This window comes from Mesorhizobium sp. KR1-2 (assembly GCF_040045035.1).
Taxonomy (GTDB): Bacteria; Pseudomonadota; Alphaproteobacteria; order Rhizobiales; family Rhizobiaceae; genus Pseudaminobacter.
The window spans coordinates 215,918-236,813 of the sequence record NZ_JBDZDS010000007.1 but is presented as its reverse complement, the minus strand read 5'-3'; the positions used below and the strand labels follow the sequence as shown (position 1 = coordinate 236,813).

Here is a 20,896-nt window from a genome sequence, read left to right as displayed (position 1 = left end):
TTCCCTGAGCTAAGAGTGGGCGATTAGCGGTCCGATGTCCACTGCCTGGAATGCAGAATTTCTTTCCTCACTTCGCATCAACCGCCGTAGATGCGTTCCTCCAGCGGCGTCTCCGCTATCAGAGCCTGCAGGCCTGACAGGAGCGCCCTTTCGGCGCGGTTCATTGCCCGCTCGGGATTTACCAGGAGAAAGATGTCGATTGCCGGCGGCGTGTCGTAAGGCGGCAGCCGCCACAAGAGGCCGTCGACCACGTCGCGGCGGGCGACATGAAGCGGGAGAGGGCCGATGCCGAGCCCGGCGACGATCATCCGCCGCACCTCCTCCAGGCTCGACGACACGCCGATCACATTGGCGTCGAGCTTGGCCTCGCTGCGCAGCAGCGCCACCGGCCGGAGGGCATCCGAAATATGATCCGTGTGGAACGAGACGGATGTCTCCCCCTCCAGATCAGCCAGCGTCAGGCCCTCGCGGCCGTAGAGGCGGTGATCCGGGCCGCAGAAAAAGCCGAAGAACTCGCGATAGACCATGGTGTAGTCGAGCGACGGATCTCGCTGGCTGACCAGGCAAATGCCGAAGGAAGCGCGGCGCTCGCGCACCTGCCGGGCCACATCCACGCTGGGCGCGACTGCGATGGACATGCTGGCGCGAGGAGAGCTGCGGTGGAATTCGGCCAACGCGCGATCGAACAGCGGCGAGACCACGTGACTGGCGAGAGCGATCGTTACATGGCCCGTCACCTCGTCGCCTGCACCGCGCATCACCAGCGGCAGCTGCGATATGGTTCCGAAAACCTCGATGCTCTGCTCGTACAGCAACTGGCCGACCTCGGTCAGCTCGAAACGGGTTGCATCGCGCTCCACCAGCCGTTGGCCGATGCGCTCCTCCAGCCGCCTCAGCGCGTTGCTGACGCTTGGTTGCTTGAGGTTCAGCCGCTCGGCGGCGCGCGTGATGCTTTTCACCTCCGCAATCACCACGAAGGTGCGCAGGAGGTTCCAGTCGAGGTCCCAGACCAGCCTGTCAGGTCGCGGCGAAACCATTCCAGAAATCTATCCTTGCCATTCGCATTATCTATTTGCGCAATGACCTCGCCAAGGCAATCATGATCTTCGGAAAAACGGCGCATCCTGGTGATCGCCGCCTGACGGATGCCCTGCCGATGACTGCCAGTGACTTTCCCGATTTCGGCCTGACGCCGGAGCAGCGCCGCGAGGCGGTGCTGGGGCACTATTACGAATATCCCGGCATGGACGGCGCACGCGGCGAGATCTGGTGCTACACCGACGCCTATTCCTACGCGCCGGGCGCGATCGCGCGGCTGCATGTCAGCTCCACCGCGCCGAGCTATCGGCTGGAGGTGATCCGGGACGGCGCCACCGAAACGCCGGTTCTGACGCGCGAGAACCTCCCCGCCGGCTGGCAGGACACGCCGGACCAGTGTTCGGTGGTCGGCTGCGGCTGGGAAGCCTCCTTCGAGTTTCGCGTGGAGGAAAACTGGCCGTCGGGTGCCTATCGCATCATTCTGACGGCGGAGGGGCGCGACGGCAAGCCGATCCACTGCCACCACCTTTTCATCCTGCGCCCGATGCTCGGCCGCAAGCCCGGCCGTGTGCTGCAGGTGGCCGCCACCGGCACCTGGACTGCCTACAACACCTGGGGCGGCTCAAACCACTATCAGGGCATTACCGGCCCCGGCCGCAACCAGTATGCAACGACGGTAAGCATCGAGCGGCCCTTCTGCCGTGGCTTCGTGATGCTGCCGAACGATGCGCCGCGCGTGCCGCTGGAGATCTACACGCCGCCCGCCGCCGTTCCGCGCTATCCGCACATGGAATGGGCTTTCGCCAACGGCTATTCGAAGAAATACGCCTCGTCCGGCTGGGCGAGCTATGACAGGCATTTCTTCCGCTGGGCCGAGCGCGCCGGCTATGCGGTCGATCTCGCCAGCCAGCACGAACTGCATTTCGCGCCCGAAATCCTCGACGGCTATGACTGCGTCGTCTTCGTCGGTCACGACGAATACTGGACCTGGGAAATGCGCGACGCGGTCGACGCCTATGTCGAGCGCGGTGGCCATGCGGCGCGCTTTGCCGGCAATTTCATGTGGCAGACGCGGCTGGAGGACAACGGCAAGCGCCAGACCTGTTACAAATACCGCGCCCGCGCCGAAGACCCGGTCTATCGCTCGGCCGACCCTAGCCGCACGTCCGGCAGCTGGGAGGCGGCGGAGGTCGGCCGCCCCGCTGCCCAGACTTTCGGGCTCAACGCCCTGCGCGGCCTTTACGTCGGCTGGGGCGGCTGCGCGCCACGCGGCGTGCGCGGCTTTCCGGTCTATAGGCCCGAGCACTGGGCCTTTGCCGGCACCGGCATCTATTATGGCGACCTGTTGGGCGCGGAGGGCCACGCCTTCGGCTACGAGGTTGACGGGCTGGACTATGTGATCCGCGGCGGCCTGCCCGAGCCGGCGGAGAACTCCGGCGCGCCGGAGGGGCTGGAGATCCTGGCGCTCGGCATGTCTTCGCTGAAGGAGGAAAGCGCCGACATTCCCGCCGATGACCAGTTCCTCTCCGACGAGGACGCGAAATTCGTCGCCGAGATCATCGAGGGCAACGATGGCGATGAAGCCGTGGACCGCATCAAGCGCGGTTGCGGCATGATCGTGAACTTTTCCCGCGGCAAAGGCGAGGTGTTCCACGCCGGAAGCTGCGAATGGGTGGCGGCGCTGAAACGCCGGGACGCGATGGTCGAGCGCGTCACCGCAAATGTGCTCGACAAGTATCTTGGAGGAAACGGGGCATGACTGTTCACTCAGCAACGGCCGAGGCGGGCCGCAAGCCGAACCTCTTTCATTTTACGCGCCTGCCGCGGCCGATGGTGGACCGCGCCGACGGCATCTATCTTTGGGACAAGACCGGCCGCCGCTTTATCGACGGCTCGAGCGGTGCGGTGAACGTCAATGTCGGCCACGGCAACCGCGCCGTCATCGACGCGATGAAGCGCCAGATGGACAAGGTGAGCTTCGCCTACACCATCCATTTCGAAAGCGAGCCGGCAATCGAGCTGGCACGCGAACTGGCCGAGCGACTGCCCAACGGGCTGGAGCGCATCTATTTTGTCTCGGGCGGCTCTGAGGCGGTGGAAGCATGCCTGAAGCTCGCGCGGCAATGGGCGGTGGCCACCGGCCAGCCGAACCGCTGGAAGATCATCGGGCGCATGCCTTCCTATCACGGCATCACCGTCGGCTCGCTCGGCGTGACCGGCGACGACGTGCTGACCAGGACTTTCGAGCAGATGGGCCAGCCCATGCCGCTCATTCCCGCGCCGATGGTGCATCGCGACAACGACAATCTTTCGCTGGAACAGCGCGGCTTGCGCTACGCCGACATGCTGGAGGAAAAAATCCTGGCTGAAGGCCCCGAAAGCGTGCTGGCCTTCGTGATGGAGCCCATCGGCGGCGCAGCCACCGCCGCGCTCGTTCCGCCCGACAGCTATTTTGGCCGCATCCGCGAAATCTGCGACCGCTATGGCATCCTCCTCATCCACGACGAGGTGATGACCGGCATCGGCCGCACCGGCAAATTCCTCGGCGGCGACCACTGGAACTGCAAGCCTGACATCATCTCGCTCTCCAAGGGGCTGTCCTCCGGCTATGCGCCGCTCGGCGCGCTGGCCGCGACGCAGCGCATCGTCGGCCCTGTGCTGGAGGCCGGCGGCTTCCTGCACGGCCACACCTATGGCGGCAACCCGGTGGCCTGCGCGGCGGGCGGCGCGGTACTGGCGGAGGTGGACCGGCTGGGGCTCGTCGGCAATGCGGCCGCGATGGGCGATGTGCTGAAAGGCGAATTGGAAGCTTTGACAAAACGCTTCCCCTTCGTGGCCGACATACGCGGCAGGGGCCTGCTGCTCGGTGGCGAGATTTACGCCGATCCGGTGGCGAAGACACCGCTGTCGGCGGAAAAGAACGCCAATGTCCGGCTGATCGACCTCGCCTTCGAGCGGGGGCTGATCGTCTATTCGCGGCGCGTGCGCGGCGGCCCGTTCAGCGACAATTTCATCGTCGCGCCGCCGCTCATCGTGACGCGCGAGGAGATCGGTGAAATCGTCTCCATCCTCGGCGACACGCTGGAAGCGCTCGCCGCCGAACTCGACCTTCCCGTGAACCGCTGAGGCCAGCCATGACCGCTCCCACGAAATCCTCGCGCCGCAAGGTCATCATCACCTGCGCCGTCACCGGCTCGGTCCACACGCCGACCATGTCGCCCTATCTGCCGATCACGCCCGACCAGATCGCTTCGGAGGCGATCGCGGCAGCGGAGGCCGGCGCATCGATCCTGCACCTGCACGCGCGCGACCCGAAGGACGGGCGGCCGACCGCCGACCCGGACGTGTTCATGCAGTTCCTGCCGCGCATCAAGCAGGCGACGGAGGCGGTGCTGAACATCTCCACCGGCGGCTCCTCGCTGATGACGCTGGAAGACCGGCTCGCCATTTCGCTGCGCGCCGAGCCGGAAATGTGCTCGCTCAACATGGGCTCCATGAACTTCGCGCTCTTCCCTGCCCTCGACAAGCCGACCGAGTGGCAGCACGAATGGGAGCCCAAGCTGCTCGAAGCCACGCGCGGCACCCTTTTCAAGAACACCTTCGCCGACATGGAGTTCATCCTCGACCGGTTGGGCAAGGGCTGCGGCACGCGCTTCGAGTTCGAATGCTATGACGTAGGCCACCTTTATTCGCTGGCGCATTTCCGCGACCGTGGGCTGGTCTCCGGGCACCTGTTCATCCAGTTCGTATTCGGCGTGCTGGGCGGTATCGGGGCCGACCCTGACAACCTTGCCCACATGAAGCGCATTGCCGACAAGCTGTTCGGCGACAGCTATACCTTCTCCGTGCTTGCCGCCGGCCGCCACCAGATGCCGATGATCACCATGGCTGCCGCCATGGGCGGCAATGTGCGCGTCGGGCTGGAAGACAGCCTCTATGACGGGCGCGGCCAGCTTGCCCGCTCCAACGCCGACCAGGTGCGCCGAATCCGCAAGGTGCTGGAGGCGCTGTCGCTGGAAGTCGCCACCCCTGCCGAGGCACGCGACATGCTGGGCCTCAAGGGCGGCGACCGGGTGGCGTTTTGATGGTAGAGCGGATTGCTCGCAATTGATGCCGAGGACGCCGATGAGCCCCCCTCCCCCCAAAATCACCGTCAGGCCGGCCGAGCCCGCCGATGCGGAGACGATGCATGAAGCGATCCTGCAACTGGGGCGTTTCACGGGTCTGGAGGGCAAGATCGCAAGTACGGCCGAGGATTTCCGCCGCTTCGGCTTCGGGCCTCACGCCGCGTTTTCGAGCCTGATTGCGGAAGTCGACGGCGAGTTCGCCGGGGTCTGCCTGTTCTTTCCGATCTTCTCGACCTGGCTCGGGCGACCCGGCGTCTATGTGCAGGACCTCTATGTCGACGAGCGGTTTCGCGGCCGCAAGATCGGCGAGCGCCTGCTGCGCGAGGTGGCAAGCTGGTCGGATCAGCGCGGCGGCGTCTATCTCAGGCTGGCGGTCGACGTCGACAATGTCTCCGCCCAGGGCTTTTACGAAAGGCTCGGCATCGGCTGGCTCGACAGCGACCGGGACCACGGCGCCTATGGCGAGGCCTTTCTTGCGTTGGCGCGCAACGATGCAAATTGAAGGGGAGCTCCAATGAAAGCCTTCTACGCCGACGAGCAGATGCGTCACGATCCCAAGGCTTTTCTCTCCAGCGGGGCGCCAAAACCCAATCCGGAACAGCCGGAACGCGTGGAGCGCCTCCTGGCCGGCGCACGGGCAGCGGGCTGCGAGATCGTGCGGCCGCGCGAGCATGGGCTGGGGCCGATCGCGGCCGTGCATACGCCTGAATATCTGGATTTCCTAAAGCACATCTACGAACGCTGGCAGCGCATTGAAGGTGCGTCGGAGGAAGTTATTCCCAACATTCACCCGATCGCGCGCGGCGGCAGCTATCCGGCCTCCGCCGTCGGACAGGCCGGCTACCACATGGCCGACACTTCTTGCCCTATCTCGGCAGAGACCTGGGAAAGCTCTCTCTGGAGTGCCTGGAGCGCGGTGGAAGCCGCGGAGGCCGTGCTGTCGGGCGAGCCGGCGGCCTATGCGCTCTGCCGCCCGCCCGGCCATCACGCCTTCGCCGATGTCGCTGGCGGCTTTTGCTTCATCAACAATTCGGCGGTCGCCGCGCAGCGCCTGCGCAAAGAGGCCCCGCGGGTAGCGATCCTCGACGTCGACCTGCACCACGGCAACGGCACGCAGGGTATCTTTTACGCGCGGCCCGACGTGCTGACGGTGTCGATCCATGCCGACCCGATCCGCTTCTACCCGTTCTTCTGGGGGCATGCCGACGAGCGCGGTGACGGTCCGGGGTTGGGGTACAATCTCAATCTGCCGCTGCCGCGCAAATCTGCCGACGCGGAATTTTTGGCGGCGCTGGACAAAGGCTTGCAGCGCATCCGCGCCTTCGCGCCCGAGGCGCTGGTGGTGGCGCTGGGCCTCGACGCCTTCGAGGGCGACCCCTTCGGCGGGTTGTCGGTGACGACGCCGGGCTTCGCGCGCATTGCCGAGGCGATAGCAAAACTTCGCCTGCCCACCGTCATCGTGCAGGAAGGCGGCTATCTGTGCGACGCGCTCTCCGACAACCTGACCTCGTTCCTCACCGGTTTCGGCGGCGTGCGCTGAGATTGGGTTGCTGCTGCCCTTTCAAGCCGCGTGGGTGGCGCTGATCTGCATCAGTTCGCGCGAATAGGGTTCCTTAAGCGCACCCCGCTTCAACTGCGCGACGTTGGCGACCTCGACGATGCGGCCCTGCCGCATCACCGCCAGCCGGTCGCAGAGGAAGGAGACGACTGGCAGGTTGTGCGTCACCATCAAAAAGGTCAGGTTCTGCTCGCGGCGCAGGCGCTTCAGCAGGTTGAGGATTTCCGCCTGCACGGACACGTCGAGCGCCGAGGTCGGCTCGTCGAGCAGGAGAATCTTCGGCTCCAGCACCAGCGCCCGGGCGATCGCGACGCGCTGGCGCTGGCCACCGGAAAGCTGATGCGGAAAGCGGAAGCGGAACTTTCGGTCGAGCCCGACCGAGGCCATCACCGCCTCCACGCGGGCGTTCTGGTTGCCGATGCCGTGGATGCTCAGCGGCTCGCTCAGCGTCGCGTCGATGGTCTTGCGCGGATGCAGCGAGCCGTAAGGGTCCTGGAAGACCATCTGGCAAGCCCGAGCGAAATGGCCGTCAATGCTGTGGCTACGCGGTTTGCCGAAGGCGGTGATGGAACCGGTCCATTGCGGCGCCAGGCCCGCGATGGCCTTCAGCACGGTCGACTTGCCCGAGCCGCTTTCGCCGACAAGCGCGAAGCTCTCGCCTTCGGCGATGTCGAGGCTCACGCCGTGTGTGATGCGCGTTTCGCCATAAGAGATGTCGAGGTTTTTCAGCGAAAGCGCGGTCATTTGCTGGCCCATGCGCTGCGGTCGAGCACGGGAAGCTCGTCGCGGGTTTCATTGAGGCGCGGGATGGAGGCGATCAGCCCGCGCGTATAGGGGTGGGTGGCGTTCTGCAGCTCGCCCGCGCGGCATTCTTCCACCACCTCGCCCGTGTTCATGACCAGGATGCGGTCGCAATAGCTCGACACGAGGTTGAGGTCGTGGCTGATGAAGATCAGCCCCATGCCCTTGCGCTTGATCTGCTCGTCAATGATGTCGAGCACCTGCGACTGCACCGACACGTCGAGCGCGGAAGTCGGTTCGTCGGCGATCAGGAGGTCGGGTTCCGGGATCAGCATCATGGCGATCATCACGCGCTGACCCATGCCGCCCGAAACCTCGTGCGGATAAAGCTTCGCCACCCGTTCCGGGTCAGCGATGCGCACGGATTCCAGCATGGCCAGCACGCGCTCGCCCACCTCGCGGCGCGGCAGGCGCTTGTGGGTCAGCAACGCCTCGGCGATCTGCTCGCCTATGGTCATCACAGGGTTGAGCGAGAATTTCGGGTCCTGCATGACCATGGAGATGCGGGCGCCGCGAATGGCGCGCATCTGCCGTTCCGAGCGATTACGCAGGTCGATGCCGTCGAAGTTCAGCCTGTCGGCGCTGACACGTCCCGGCGCGCGGATGAGTTTCAGGATCGAGCGGCCGGTCATGGATTTGCCCGAGCCGCTTTCGCCGACGATGCCCAGCCGCTCGCGCCCGAGCGTGAAGGACACGCCCCGCACGACATCGATGTCGCCGCGCGGGGTTGGGAAGGTGACGCGCAGGTTTTCGATTTCCAGAAGCGGCGTGCTCAATGCTGTTCTCCGCTCTTGGGGTCGAGGACGTCGCGCAGGCCGTCGCCGAGGAAGCAGAAGCCAAGGCTGACGACGATGATGGCAAAGCCGGGCATGGTCGCCACCCACCACTGATCGAGGATGAAGCTGCGGCCGCGCGCGATCATGGCGCCCCATTCCGGCAGTGGCGGCTGCGCGCCGAGCCCGATGAAGCCGAGGCCGGCCGCCGTCAGGATGATGCCGGCCATGTCGAGGGTCACGCGCACGATCATCGAGGACGTGCAGAGCGGCAGCACATGGCCGAGCACGACCCTGAGCGACGACGCGCCCTGCAGCCGGATTGCCGCGATGAATTCGGAGTTCTTGAAGGTCAGCGTCTCGGCCCGCGCGATGCGTGCATAGCCCGGCCAAGTGGTGATGGCGATGGCGATGACCGCGTTCTCGATGCCGGGTCCGAGCGCAGCAACGAGGGCAAGCGCGAGGATCAGCTTGGGCAGCGACAGGAAGATGTCGGTGATGCCCATCAGGATGCGGTCGGGCCAGCCGCCGAAATAGCCGGCCAGCGCCCCGATGATCAGTCCCGCCGGGGCGGCGAGCACGGCGACCATCGTGACGATTACCAGCGTGATCCGCGCGCCGTAGACGACACGGGACCAGATGTCCCGGCCAAGCTCGTCGGTGCCCATCCAGTTGGCGGCGCTCGGCGCCAGAAGGCGCTGCGTCAGATCCTGCTTCAGCGGATCATGGGTGGCCAGCAGGGGTGCAAAGATCGCCGTAAGCACCAGTGCAAGGATGATCACCGTTCCCACCACGGCGAGCGGGTTGCGCGACAATGCGCCGGCGATGCGCCATGCGCGGCCGAGCCGGGCCTGCAGGCGGGAGGAGGGGCTGTCGTCTACCAGCCAGGCGCGAAGGGATGTGGCCATGAATTCCTCCTACCGCGCGCGCGGGTCGAGGACGCGGTAGAGCACGTCCGAAAGCTTGTTGATACCGATGAACACCGCGCCGATCACCAGCGTGGAACCGAGCACGGCGTTCATGTCGGCGTTGAGCAGGGCGGTGGTCAGGTAGTTGCCGATGCCCGGCCAGGAGAAGATCGTTTCGATCATCACCGAGCCTTCCAGGAGCCCGGCATAGGAGAGGCCGATCACGGTGATCAGCGGCACCAGGATCGGCCGGAAGGCATGGCGCCAGATCACCAGCCGCTCCGGCACGCCCTTGACCCGCGCAGTGGTGACATATTCCTGCGCCAGCTGGTCGAGCATGAAGGAGCGCGTCATGCGCGCGATGTAGGCGAGGCTGAAGAAGCCGAGCACGGAAGCGGGCAGCGCCAGGTGCCAGAGCGCGTTGAAGAAGATGTCGCGCTCGCCGGCAATCAGGCTGTCGATGAGGATCAGTCCGGTCACCGGCTGCACCAGCCCGTCATAGAAGATGTCGACGCGGCCGGGTCCGCCCACCCATTTCAGCCGGGCATAGAACACGGCGAGCCCGACCAGGCCGAGCCAGAAGGCGGGCACTGCATAGCCGAGCAGGCCGACGACGCGGATCGCCTGGTCGACGAGGTTGCCCTGGCGGCTCGCGGCATAGACGCCCATCGGCACGCCGAGCAGAACGCCGACGATGATGCCGATGGTGGCCATTTCGAGCGTGGCGGGGAACACGCGCTTCAGGTCATCGGCGACCAGCTTGCCGGTCGAAACCGATGTGCCAAGATCGCCTGAAAGCACCGAACCGATATAGTTGAAGAACTGCACGATGAGCGGCCTGTCGAGCCCCATCTCGATGCGCGCCGCCTCGTAGACCGCTTTCGGGGCGCGGTCGCCGACCACCGCCAGAACCGGATCGATCGGCACGATACGGCCGATGAAGAAGGTGATGGCCAGAAGCCCGAGAAAGGTGAAGGCCAGCGTCAGGACGAAACCGGCAAGCGCGAGCAGGAAGCGCTTGTGCTTGCCCGAGCCAACTGGTTTTGCCGTGCCGGCGACGACCGACGCGGCCGCGGTATCGGGTTCGAATGCCACGCTTGTCTTTCCGTCCCTTGCATTCCGCCCCCTCGCAGAGGCGAGTGACGGGTCCTCCAATGAAACTCGGCCACTCCCGATGTGGTGGATGGCCGAAAAATCCGCTTGGACTATACAAACATTTTTGCTTAGATCAAAAAAATTTTGATGGAGGGCGGGAGCAAAGTGTCTGGTGCGGCCGGCAAGTCTGCGGCATCTTCGCAGCCGAAGGTGGGAGCGCTGATCCGCGCCCGCCGCAGGCAGCTGCACATGACCTTGCAGGAGCTCTGCGACGCGGCAGGCATATCCGTCGGCTATCTCAGTCAGGTTGAGCGCGACCATGCGACGCCTTCGCTCGGCACGCTGGCGCAGATCGCCAGAAGCCTCGATGTCGGCGTCGATTATTTCATCTCCGCGCCCGGCGTCGATGAAGGGCTGACGCGCGCTGGCGAGCGCAACAAGTTTTCCGTCGACGGTTCCTCGATCGTCTATGAGCGGCTCGGCGCAGATTTCGCTGGCAATGTGCTCTCCTCCTTCCTCCTGACGATTCCGGCCGGCTACCGTTCCGAGACGGTCAGCCACGAGGGCGAGGAGATCGTCTACATGCTGGAAGGCGCCATCACTTTCCGGATCGACGGCGACGAGATCACGCTTTCGGCCGGCGACAGCTTTCATTTTCGCGGCAACAGCCCGCATGCCTGGGCCAACGAGACCGGGGAGGTCGCCCGGCTGTTGTGGACCGGCACCTTGCCGCTGTTCCGCTCATCGCATCCCGCGCGCCCGGCCTTGCGCAGTTCCAAGGCCGAGTCCGGCAAGAAGACAAGCAGGAGGACAACTGACATGAAGGAGAGAATGTCATGAAGCTTTTGAAGACTGCCTTACTGGCGGCAGCGCTGGCAATGCCGCTGGCGCCTGCGGCGACCTATGCCGCCACCCCCGCCGACGCGCTGGTGGTGGCGCAGAACATCGACGACATCGTCAGCATCGACCCCGCCGAGGCCTATGAGTTCTCGTCGGGCGAATATGTGACGCAGACCTACGACCGTCTGGTGCAGTACGATGCGCCCGACGTGAGGACCCTGGCAGCCGGCCTTGCCACCGAATGGGCGGCCGATGACGCCGCCAAGACCATCACGTTTACGCTGCGCGACGGCGTGAAGTTCACTTCCGGCAACCCGCTGCGCGCCGAGGACGTCGTCTACTCCTTCAAGCGCGTCGTGGTGCTCAACAAGGCACCGGCCTTCATCCTCACCCAGCTTGGCTGGACGCCCGAGAACATCGACGAGATGGTCAAGGCCGACGGCAACAAGGTTGTCGTGAAGTATGACGGCGACTTCTCGTCCGCCTTCGTGCTCAACGTGCTGGCCTCGCGTCCGGCCTCGGTGATCGATGCCGTGACCGTGCAGGCCAACGAGGCCCATGGCGACATGGGCAATGCCTGGCTGAAGGCCAATTCCGCCGGCACCGGCCCGTTCGTGCTCAAGGCGTTCCGCCCGGCCGAGATCATCAACCTCGCCGCCAATCCCGACTATTTCGGCGGCGCGCCGGCGATGAAGACTGTGATCATCCGCCACGTCGCGGAAGCGGCGACGCAGCAGCTCATGCTCGACTCGGGCGACGTCGACATGGCCAAGAACCTGACGCCGGACCAGATCGCCAGCCTTGCCGGCAAGGACTCGGTGAAGGTCGAGACCTACCCGCAGGCAGCCGTGCACTTCCTGAGCTTCAACCAGAAGGACGAGGCGCTGCAGCCGGAAGCGATCTGGGAGGCCTCGCGCTATCTGGTCAACTACCAGGGCATGGCCGACAGCTTCCTCAAGGGGCAGATGCAGGTGCACCAGGCCTTCTGGCCGAAGGGTTTTCCGGGCTCGCTCGACGACACGCCCTACAGCTATGATCCCGCCAAGGCCAAGCAGATCCTGGCCGACGCCGGCATCAAGACCCCGCTCAAGGTGACGCTGGACGTGATCAACTCCACGCCGTTCACCGACATGGCGCAGTCGCTGCAGGCCAGCTTCGCCGAGGCCGGCATCAACTTCGAGATCATCCCCGGCACGGGCTCGCAGGTCATCACCAAGTACCGTGCGCGCACGCATGAGGCGATGCTGCTCTATTGGGGCCCGGACTTCATGGATCCGGATTCCAACGCCAAGGCCTTCGCCTACAACGAGGACAATTCGGACGGCAATTATCAGTCGACCACCACCTGGCGTAACGGCTGGGCCGTGCCGGCCGAGATGAATGCCGAGACCAAGGCCGCGCGCGCCGAGGCCGACCCGGCCAAGCGCAACGAGATGTATGTCGACCTGCAGAAGAAGGTGCAGGAGAAGTCGCCCATCGTGGTGATGTTCCAGGCCGCTACCCAGGTTGCGCATGCCAAGAATGTCGAGGGCTACGTCAACGGCGCAACCTCGGACTTCGTCTACTACCGCCTCGTCACCAAGAACTGAGGCAGCATCGAAAGCTCGGGGGCTACCGCAAGGTAGCCCCTTTTCTTCGGCAGCTGCCGCGTCTGGCACGCATGCCTCAAAATTATTCAGGACAAGACCAATGCAGAACCGCGACTATCAGGATTTCATTCGCGCCATGGCCGCCGCCGGCAACCAGCCGGAAGCCGCCTGCGAGGCCCTTTACAAGCTCACGCGCGATCTGGTCGGCGTAAAGCTCTTCACCATCACGGTCAACGACCCGGTCAACGAGGTCGCGCGCCGCATCTATTCCAACATGCCCGACGCCTATCCGGTTTCCGGCACCAAGCCGGCCGACAAGACCGACTGGTCGCGGCAGGTGATCGACGAAAAGCGCACCTTCGTTGCCAACACCATCGACGATATCGCCGCGGTCTTCCCCGACCATGAGCTGATCAAGTCGCTCGGCTGCGAATCCGTCATCAACGTGCCGGTGGTGGTCGAAGGCGAGGTGCTTGCCACCGTCAACTGCCTGCATGAGGCCGGCTTCTATACGCCTGAACGGGTTGCCGCCTCCGAGGCGCTGAAACTGCCCGGCGCGATCTGCGTCATGCTCAACGACCGCAACGGCGGCGTCTGAGACGACAGCCCGCAGAAGCGTCCGTAACCGAACGAAGGAGAGCAGGAATGACCGTCGATACTGCCAAGCGGCTGGCCGCGCTGCGCGAACGCATGCGCGCCACCGACACCGATCTCGTGGCGATTGCGCCCGGCTCGCACATGGACTGGCTGCTGGGCTTCCACCCGCATCCCGACGAGCGGCCCTGTCTGCTTCTGGTGTCGGGCGAGAAGGAAACCTTCCTGATGCCGGTGCTGAACGCGGAAGGTACGCGCGAATGCACCGACATCAGTTTCCACAATTGGGCCGACGCTGACGGGCCCGACGCGGCGTTGACAGCTGCGCTCGCCGATATCGGCGCGGCGCAGGCGAAGAAGGTTGTGCTGGACGAGACGATGCGCGCCGACTTCGCGCTGCTTCTGCTCGGTGCATTGCCGGGCGCGCAGCATGCCTTCACCGCCGACACGATCGGCGCGCTCAGGATGCGCAAGGACGCCGGCGAGTTCGCCAAGCTGAAGATGAATGCCGGCATCGCCGACCGCGCCATGCAGAAGGCTTTCGCCTCGGTGCGCCCAGGCATGACCGAGCGCGAGCTGGCCGAAGTCATCCGCGGCCACTTTTCTTCCGAGGGCGCGGCTCCGGCTTTCTGGATCGTCGGCGCGGGCCAGAACGGCGCCTTCCCGCATCACCAGACCGGCGAGCGCAAGCTGGCCGAGGGTGACGCGGTGGTGATCGACATCGGCGGCCGCAAGAGCGGTTTTCCGAGCGACATCACCCGCATGGCGGTCGTCGGTCGCCCGCCGGAAGGCTACGGCCAGATCCACACCATAGTCGAGCGCGCCGTGCAGGCGGCCCTGAAGGCTGCCCGCCCGGGCGTGAAGGCCAAGGAAGTCGATGCGGCCGCGCGCCGCGTGATCGCCGATGCCGGTTACGGCGAATATTTCGTCCACCGCACCGGCCACGGCATGGGCATCGACGGCCACGAGCCCCCCTACATCACCGCGACGTCCGAAACGGTGCTCGAAGAGGGCATGGTGTTTTCGATCGAGCCCGGCATCTACCTGCCCGGCCGCTTCGGCATCCGCCTCGAGGAAATCGTCATACTTCGCGAAGACGGCCCGGAGATTCTCTCCGAGCTGCCCCGCGAGGTTCATGTGGCGCAGGTCTGAGCGTCGGATACTGATTGTGTCCCTATTTGAAATCGGCGCGGGTCTCCACGCCGATTTCAAATTTCCGCACGGAATGTGGCCGCGGCCCTGCCGACGAAGTTACATTTATTTTGTTCGGTCAGAGGGCGGAGCAGTATTTAAAGATGCGCTGGCGCTTGATCTGGACGGCCACAGGCTGGAAATTGCCGTAGCGATTCCAAAATTCGGGCCGGAGTAGCCATGACGATCCGTTCGCTGGTCTGGCTTCGCGACGACTTGCGACTGGCCGACAACCCGGCGCTCAACGCCGCCCTGGCGCAGGGCGGGCGCGTCGCGGCACTATATGTGCATGAGGATGACCAGACATTGCGGCCTCTCGGTGCCGCGGCGCGGTGGTGGCTCGGCAAAAGTCTGGCTTCACTGGAGCGGAGCCTTGACGGAGTCGGGATACCGATGCTGGTCGAAGCGGGTGACCCCAAGGAGGTCGTCCTCGCCGCAGCCAGGCGGCTCGGTGCTGCTTGTGTGTTCTGGAACCGCAGATATGCGCCGGCCGAACGCGAAATCGACGCTGCCATTAAGGCCGAACTGCGAGCCGGCGGGCGCGCAGTCACCTCCTACCCCGGCAATGTCCTTGTCGAGCCTTGGGAGATCCAGACCGGTGGCGGCGGCCCCTATCAGGTCTACACGCCCTTCGCCAAGGCGGTGCGGCAGCGACCGATCTCCTTTCCCCTGCCGCATCCCCTCGCCGACCAGGCCGCGCGATCGTTGCCAGCCGATGGAGCGGGCGAGCGGCCCGGCCAGCCGAGATGGGCGCTGAAGCTCGAAAGCCACTGGACCGTGGGCGAGACTGCCGCGCGCCAGGCGCTGGAGCGGTTTCTTGACGAAGCGCTGGGGAGCTATGTCCATGGTCGCGATCGCCCGGGCCTCCCGGCAACGTCGGCATTGTCCCCGCATCTGCGGTTCGGCGAGATCAGCGCGAGGCAGATATGGCATGCCGCGTCTGCGGCTTCGGCCGACGATGCGGCGAAGGCGGCAGGAGTGGAGAAATTCCTGTCCGAAATCACCTGGCGCGACTTCAACTATCACCAGCTTTTCCATCGCGATGACATCGCCAGCATTGCGATGCGCGACACGCTGGCCGGGGTGGAATGGCGCAATGATGCCGAGGCTCTTTTGGCCTGGAAGCAGGGGCGCACGGGTTTCCCGATCGTCGATGCCGGCATGCGCCAGCTATGGGAAACCGGATGGATGCATAACCGCGTGCGAATGCTGGTGGCATCGTTGCTGGTCAAGAACCTGCTCATCGACTGGCAGCTGGGCGAACAATGGTTCTGGGATACGCTGGTCGATGCCGATGCGGCGAGCAATCCCGGAAACTGGCAGTGGGTGGCCGGCTGCGGCATGGACGCCGCGCCCTATTTCCGTGTTTTCAATCCCGTGATCCAGGGTGAGCGTTTCGATCCCGATGGCGCCTATGTCCGGCGATGGGTTCCGGAACTGTCCGGCATGCCCAATGCCTGGATACATCGACCGTTTGAAGCGCCAGGCGGTGTCCTGGAGAGTGCGGGCGTAATCCTTGGCGAGACCTATCCGCGTCCGATTGTGGATCTGAAGGCTTCGCAGAAGAGCGCTCGGGAAAGGTTCGCCTCACTCAAGGCATAGCGGAACAGGATCCGGGCGGGGCGGAGATTGTCTATTCGGATGGTGCCCGCTTGAGGCTCTCGACCACGGCCCGCCAAAACTCGTCGACGATCGGGCGTGTCGCAGTTGCGTGACGATAGATGCGAATCTCGACTTCGATGTCCCAGGACGGATCGTCGGTCGCCCGCACGAGCGTGCCGGCGTCCAGTTCCTGCCTGATCAGGCCTTCCGGCAGCCAGGCCACTCCCCAACCGGCGATCGCCATGGTCTTCAGGCCAACCGAAATCGTGTTCTCATGCACCACCCGGCGTTCGAAACGCGGCTTGCTGGCAAACAGCTTCGACAGTGCGACACCGAAAAACGAGAAGTCGCCATAGCCGAGATAGGGCAGCGGAACGCCATTCCGGATGGCGTGATCCAGCATGACGCCCTCGGCTGTCGGGCTGGCGACCGGAAGCAGGCGTTCGGTTCCGAGAACCAGATGGGGAAAGCGCGAGCTGTCCATGAGGAACGGCACCGAGGCATGCGCGTAGGTGAGGAAAAAGTCAGCTTCGCCCTCGACCAACGTGCCGATGTTCTCCTCGATACCCCCCTTGTCCGGGCTCATGCGCGTCCGCAGCTCGCCGAACCTTGACCGCATCTGTTGCAGCCATTGCGGAAAGAACACTACGGTCAGCGTGTTGAGGCCGGAAAAGATCAGGGTCTGGTCGCTCTGCGCCCTGGGCGGCTGCAGGGCGTCGCGCGTGCTGTAGAAATTCTTGATGGCTTCCTGCGCCACCGGCAGGAATGCTTTGCCTTCCTTCGTCAGCTCGGCGGGGAAGGTTACCCGGCTCACGAGCGTCACGCCTAGCCAGGCCTCGAGCTGCTTGATGCGGCGGCTGAAGGCCGGCTGCGTGACGCGCCGTTCCTCGGCCGCGCGGGAAAAGCTCAGCGTATTCGCCAGGCATGCGAAATCCTCGAGCCATTTCAGTTCCATCAAGTCCCCCAGAGGTGCGGACGAGCGCTTTTGCCAAGCCGGCTATTGCGCGGTTCCCTTGACCAAAGACCCTATGCAGAAATTGCATAACTATTAGAAAACAATGCATTGGACGTGGCAAGGGGGAATGCCTAGCGTCCAATGTCTGGAGTTTTCGGGGTACGAATTGAGCAGGACCATCTACATAAACGGAGACTATGTCGCCGAGGCTGAGGCCAAAGTTTCGGTTTTCGACCGAGGCTTCCTCTTTGGCGATGGTATCTACGAAGTATCGGCCGTCATCGGCGGCAGGCTGATCGACAATGATCTTCACCTCAGCCGGCTGGAACGTTCGCTGAAGGAAATTTCAATTCCGCTGCCTCTTTCGAGGGAAGAAATCGTGGACGTGCAGCGCGAGCTGATCGCGCGCAATGCTCTCCAGGAAGGCGTCGTCTACCTGCAGGTTACCCGCGGCGCCGCCGATCGTGACTTCGGCTTTGCCGACGACATGAAGCCTTCCTTCGTCGCATTCAGCCAGGCGAAGAATCTGGTCAACGCCAATTCGGTCAAGAACGGCGTCGCGGTCGACATCGCGCCCGATACGCGCTGGGCCCGCCGCGACATCAAGACAGTGATGCTGCTGGCGCAGGTTCTGGCCAAGAGGGCCGCCAAGGCGAAGGGCTTCCACGAAGCCTGGCTGGTGGAAGACGGTTTTGTCACGGAGGGCGCCTCTTCCACCGCTTTCATCCTGACCAAGGACGACGTGATCGTCACCCGGCCGAACTCGCAGGCTATCCTGCCCGGCTGCACCAGGCGCGCGGTCATGAAGATGGCCGAGGGGCAGAAGCTTCGCATCGAGGAGCGGCTGTTCACGGTCGAGGAAGCACGGGAAGCCAAGGAAGCCTTTTTGACCAGCGCATCGAGCCTCGTCACACCCGTCATCCGGATCGGCGACCACGTCATCGGCGACGGCACGCCCGGCCCCGTCACGAAGCGCCTGCAAACGATCTATCTGGAGCTGGCCCGCAACTAGGCCTGCTTCAGTGGAGCACTGAAGCCACCCAACATTTTTTGAGGAGGGGAAACTATGACGATCTTGAATACCACGGCAAAGCTCGCGCGGCGCGCTTTGCTCGCGACGGCTCTGACCTTCGTCGCCGGGGGAGCAGCGATGGCCACGGAAGGCTACGGCGACTGTCCGCTGACCGGCGAAAAGGGCGCGGCCTCGATCACCCCGGCAGTGTCGGGCCAGTTCACCGTCATCATCAACCTCCCGGCGGTCGGCCAGTTCAACGGCGACACGCCCGAGACGGTCAAGGACGGCTATGAGTTCTGCATGGCGGTCAACATCGCCCACCGCCTCGGCCTCGACAAGGTAAAGCTGGTCAACGCCTCCTTCGACTCCATCGTTGCCGGCCAGAACAAGGACTTTGACATCGCGCTTGCGCTGATCTCGGTCACCGAGCCGCGCAAGAAGGTCGTTGACTTCTCGGCCCCGTATCTCGCCTCTGCCCACGGTGTTGCCGCCAAGGCCGGCTCGACCCTGAACGAGGAGACGATCAAGCAGGCTCACGTCGGCACGCAGGCCGGCACGACGCTGGTTTCCTTCGTGCAGGACACGCTGGGCGTCTCCAATGTTGACGTGTTCGACGACACCGCCTCCATGTTCACGGCCGCTGCCGCCGGCAAGGTCGACGCGGTGATGACCGATCTGGGCATCGTGCTCGGCCAGGTCGCCAATTCCGGCGGCAAGCTGCAGGCTATCGGCAAGTACCCCAGCGACGAACTGACCGCAGGCATCTACCAGAAGGGTTCGCCGAACGCCGAGACGATCGACAAGATCATCGAGGACCTGAAGGCCGACGGCACGCTCAAGAAGCTCGAGACGGCATATCTGCTCGAATCCTTCGGCGGCGTCTCGCCCGACGACGTTCCGACCTGGAAGCCCTGAGCCAAGGCTAGAGAAACCTCATGTCCACATCGGCTCTTGAAGCCAAGGACGAGCGCGCCAGGAGATGGCGCGCTCGCAACCAGGTCCGAACCTACGGCAAGCGCTCCTTCGGCGTTCTGCTCTTTGCTCTCGCCACTCTCGCAGCCGCGGCCTACACGGCCCACTACATCCGCTCCTTCGTGATCGCGGAAGGCTGGGCGGCAACGCCCGTCACGGTGGTCGCCGCTCTCGCCTGCCTGCTGCCTCTGGTCGTTCTGGCGCTGGCAGCGCGCGCCCTGTCCATGTCGTTGCAAGCCGCGAGGTCTTCAGACATCTATCTCGGGCGTGAACTCGGAGCGAAGGCATCCGACGCTTCGTGGAAGGCGCTCGCCTATTCGGCAGCCCTGCTCATCCTCTGCTCGCTCGCGTGGTTCCTCGTCGTCAACGACGCGGCCGTCAGCCGGACCTTCTTCGACCTCGCGCTGATCGTGAAATCAGCCGGCGCCGTGCTCAAGGCCTTCGGCACCAACATCTTCATCTTCACCGTTTCCGCCGTATTGATCCTCGTCTGGGCGCTCATTGTCGCCATGGCGCGCACCCTGCCCGGCGAGGCCGGCAAGCCGATCCGCACACTGGCAATTATCTATGGCGACCTTTTCCGCGGCCTTCCGGCGATCATCACCATCTACCTGATCGGCTTCGGCCTACCGCTGACCGGCCTGCCGATCCTGAAGGATCTGTCCTCCAACGCCTACGCCATCATCGCGCTGACGCTGACCTACGGTGCCTATACCTCCGAGGTCTACCGCGCCGGTATCGAAAGCGTGCATCCGAGCCAGATCGCAGCAGCGCGCTCGCTGGGCCTCTCCTATTTCAAGACCATGCGCTATGTGGTCATCCCGCTGGCAGTGCGCGGCATCGTTCCGCCGCTGATGAACAACTGCATCAGCCTGCAGAAGGACACTGCGCTGGTCGCGATCATCGGCACGATCGACGCCTTCAACCAGTCGAAGATCATTGCCAGCAACAATTTCAACCTCTCCGCCGTCACCACCGTCGCCATCCTCTTCATCGTGCTCACGATCCCGCAGGCCCGTTTCGTCGACAAGCTGATCGAACGCGACCGCAAGAAGATGCGCTCCTGACCCTCGAACGGATGGACTGAAAAGATGGCACTGGTCGAAATCGACAAGGCATACAAGCGCTACGGCGCGGTCGAGGTCCTTTCCGGCATCTCGCTCGACATCGAGGAGCATCAGGTGGTCTGCCTGATCGGCCCGTCGGGCTGCGGAAAGTCCACGCTGCTGCGCTGCATCAACCGGCTGGAGACGATCAACGAGGGCGAGATCCGTCTACATGGCGATCGCGTCACAGGTCCGGGCGTGGACCTGGACGCCCTGCGCCGCGAGATCGGCATCGTCTTCCAGGGCTACAACCTCTTCCCGCATATGAGCGTGATCGAAAACGTCACGCTGGCGCCCACCAAGGTGCTGAACATGTCCAAGGCGGAGGCCGTGGAAAAGGGCAAGGCGCTGCTTGCCCGTATCGGGCTGCAACACAAGGCGGATGAATACCCGGACCGCCTGTCGGGCGGCCAGCAGCAGCGCGTCGCCATTGTCCGCGCGCTGATGATGGATCCGACGCTTCTGCTACTGGACGAGATCACCTCGGCGCTCGACCCGGAGCTGGTTTCGGAAGTGCTGGACATCGTGCGCGATCTGGCCAAGAACGGCATGACGATGGTGCTCGCCACGCACGAAATGGGCTTTGCCCGCGAGGTCGCGGACAAGGTCTGCTTCCTGCAGGCCGGCAAGGTCTATGAGGAAGGCCCGCCGGAGCAGATCTTCGGAAAGCCGCAGGGCGAACGCACGCAGGCCTTCCTGAAGCGCATCGTGGAAGCGGGTCGCCTCTAGAGG

Annotated in this window: 20 protein-coding genes; 14 read left to right on the top strand and 6 right to left on the bottom strand. The window is 64.3% G+C overall.

From position 1 onward, the window contains the following. Window positions 1–77: 77 nt before the first annotated feature. Entirely contained in the window at window positions 78–1,037 is a 960-nt protein-coding gene (locus tag ABLE85_RS16020; RefSeq protein WP_348793697.1) for a LysR family transcriptional regulator, read from the bottom strand. Between the two features lie 119 nt (window positions 1,038–1,156). Between ABLE85_RS16020 and ABLE85_RS16015 the strand changes: the two genes are divergently transcribed. Genes ABLE85_RS16015 through ABLE85_RS15995 form a run of 5 tightly spaced genes read left to right on the top strand, consistent with a single transcriptional unit; the run spans window position 1,157 to window position 6,705 of the window. Further along, complete coding sequence (locus tag ABLE85_RS16015; RefSeq protein ID WP_348793696.1) at window positions 1,157–2,797, top strand: N,N-dimethylformamidase beta subunit family domain-containing protein; 1,641 nt, start codon at window positions 1,157–1,159, stop codon at window positions 2,795–2,797. Next, window positions 2,794–4,164, top strand: a complete 1,371-nt coding sequence (locus tag ABLE85_RS16010; protein ID WP_348793695.1) for an aspartate aminotransferase family protein — start codon at window positions 2,794–2,796, stop codon at window positions 4,162–4,164. Before ABLE85_RS16015 ends, ABLE85_RS16010 begins: the two co-directional genes overlap by 4 nt. An 8-nt stretch (window positions 4,165–4,172) precedes the next feature. Further along, complete coding sequence (locus ABLE85_RS16005; RefSeq protein ID WP_348793694.1) at window positions 4,173–5,123, top strand: 3-keto-5-aminohexanoate cleavage protein; 951 nt, start codon at window positions 4,173–4,175, stop codon at window positions 5,121–5,123. 40 nt (window positions 5,124–5,163) lie between these two features. After that, window positions 5,164–5,667 carry a GNAT family N-acetyltransferase gene (locus ABLE85_RS16000; protein ID WP_348793693.1) on the top strand — a complete coding sequence of 168 codons (504 nt, stop codon included), beginning with the start codon at window positions 5,164–5,166 and terminating at the stop codon, window positions 5,665–5,667. Between the two features lie 12 nt (window positions 5,668–5,679). Beyond that, entirely contained in the window at window positions 5,680–6,705 is a 1,026-nt protein-coding gene (locus ABLE85_RS15995; RefSeq protein ID WP_348793692.1) for a histone deacetylase family protein, read from the top strand. Window positions 6,706–6,726: 21 nt separating this feature from the next. On the opposite strand, the gene ABLE85_RS15990 is transcribed toward ABLE85_RS15995, so the two are convergent. From ABLE85_RS15990 to ABLE85_RS15975, 4 genes are read right to left on the bottom strand one after another with little or no spacing between them, the layout of a single operon-like run. Further along, a complete protein-coding gene (locus ABLE85_RS15990; protein WP_348793691.1) occupies window positions 6,727–7,467 on the bottom strand; it encodes an ABC transporter ATP-binding protein in 741 nt (246 codons plus the stop codon). Next, entirely contained in the window at window positions 7,464–8,300 is an 837-nt protein-coding gene (locus ABLE85_RS15985) for an ABC transporter ATP-binding protein (protein WP_348793690.1), read from the bottom strand. Before ABLE85_RS15985 ends, ABLE85_RS15990 begins: the two co-directional genes overlap by 4 nt. Then, complete coding sequence (locus ABLE85_RS15980; protein WP_348793689.1) at window positions 8,297–9,205, bottom strand: ABC transporter permease; 909 nt, start codon at window positions 9,203–9,205, stop codon at window positions 8,297–8,299. The genes ABLE85_RS15985 and ABLE85_RS15980 overlap by 4 nt, the downstream gene beginning before the upstream one ends. A 9-nt stretch (window positions 9,206–9,214) precedes the next feature. Then, a complete protein-coding gene (locus tag ABLE85_RS15975; protein ID WP_348793746.1) occupies window positions 9,215–10,216 on the bottom strand; it encodes an ABC transporter permease in 1,002 nt (333 codons plus the stop codon). A gap of 249 nt (window positions 10,217–10,465) precedes the next feature. Here ABLE85_RS15975 and ABLE85_RS15970 point away from each other — a divergent pair, with 249 nt between their 5' ends. The 5 genes from ABLE85_RS15970 (at window position 10,466) to ABLE85_RS15950 (ending at window position 16,116) form a co-directional block, all read left to right on the top strand. Continuing rightward, entirely contained in the window at window positions 10,466–11,140 is a 675-nt protein-coding gene (locus ABLE85_RS15970) for an XRE family transcriptional regulator (protein WP_348793688.1), read from the top strand. Further along, on the top strand, window positions 11,137–12,729 hold the full coding sequence (locus ABLE85_RS15965) for an ABC transporter substrate-binding protein (RefSeq protein WP_348793687.1): 1,593 nt from the start codon (window positions 11,137–11,139) through the stop codon (window positions 12,727–12,729). Before ABLE85_RS15970 ends, ABLE85_RS15965 begins: the two co-directional genes overlap by 4 nt. A 100-nt stretch (window positions 12,730–12,829) precedes the next feature. Further along, window positions 12,830–13,327, top strand: coding sequence for a GAF domain-containing protein (locus ABLE85_RS15960; protein ID WP_348793686.1), 498 nt, complete (start codon window positions 12,830–12,832; stop codon window positions 13,325–13,327). Window positions 13,328–13,374: 47 nt separating this feature from the next. Beyond that, window positions 13,375–14,475, top strand: coding sequence for an aminopeptidase P family protein (locus ABLE85_RS15955; protein WP_348793685.1), 1,101 nt, complete (start codon window positions 13,375–13,377; stop codon window positions 14,473–14,475). A 219-nt stretch (window positions 14,476–14,694) separates the two neighbouring features. Further along, window positions 14,695–16,116, top strand: coding sequence for a deoxyribodipyrimidine photo-lyase (locus ABLE85_RS15950; RefSeq protein ID WP_348793684.1), 1,422 nt, complete (start codon window positions 14,695–14,697; stop codon window positions 16,114–16,116). 31 nt (window positions 16,117–16,147) lie between these two features. Here ABLE85_RS15950 and ABLE85_RS15945 read toward each other — a convergent pair whose 3' ends face one another. Continuing rightward, window positions 16,148–17,071, bottom strand: a complete 924-nt coding sequence (locus ABLE85_RS15945) for a LysR family transcriptional regulator (RefSeq protein ID WP_348793683.1) — start codon at window positions 17,069–17,071, stop codon at window positions 16,148–16,150. Between the two features lie 166 nt (window positions 17,072–17,237). On the opposite strand from ABLE85_RS15945, the gene ABLE85_RS15940 reads away from it, so the two are divergent. From ABLE85_RS15940 to ABLE85_RS15925, 4 genes are read left to right on the top strand one after another with little or no spacing between them, the layout of a single operon-like run. After that, entirely contained in the window at window positions 17,238–18,083 is an 846-nt protein-coding gene (locus tag ABLE85_RS15940; protein ID WP_348793682.1) for a D-amino-acid transaminase, read from the top strand. Window positions 18,084–18,137: 54 nt separating this feature from the next. Next, window positions 18,138–19,001 (top strand): ABC transporter substrate-binding protein, encoded by an 864-nt coding sequence (locus ABLE85_RS15935; RefSeq protein ID WP_348793681.1) that lies wholly within the window; start codon window positions 18,138–18,140, stop codon window positions 18,999–19,001. Window positions 19,002–19,021: 20 nt separating this feature from the next. Further along, window positions 19,022–20,125 (top strand): amino acid ABC transporter permease, encoded by a 1,104-nt coding sequence (locus tag ABLE85_RS15930; protein ID WP_348793680.1) that lies wholly within the window; start codon window positions 19,022–19,024, stop codon window positions 20,123–20,125. A 24-nt stretch (window positions 20,126–20,149) separates the two neighbouring features. Continuing rightward, window positions 20,150–20,893, top strand: coding sequence for an amino acid ABC transporter ATP-binding protein (locus tag ABLE85_RS15925; RefSeq protein WP_348780566.1), 744 nt, complete (start codon window positions 20,150–20,152; stop codon window positions 20,891–20,893). The last annotated feature ends 3 nt before the right edge of the window (window positions 20,894–20,896 follow it).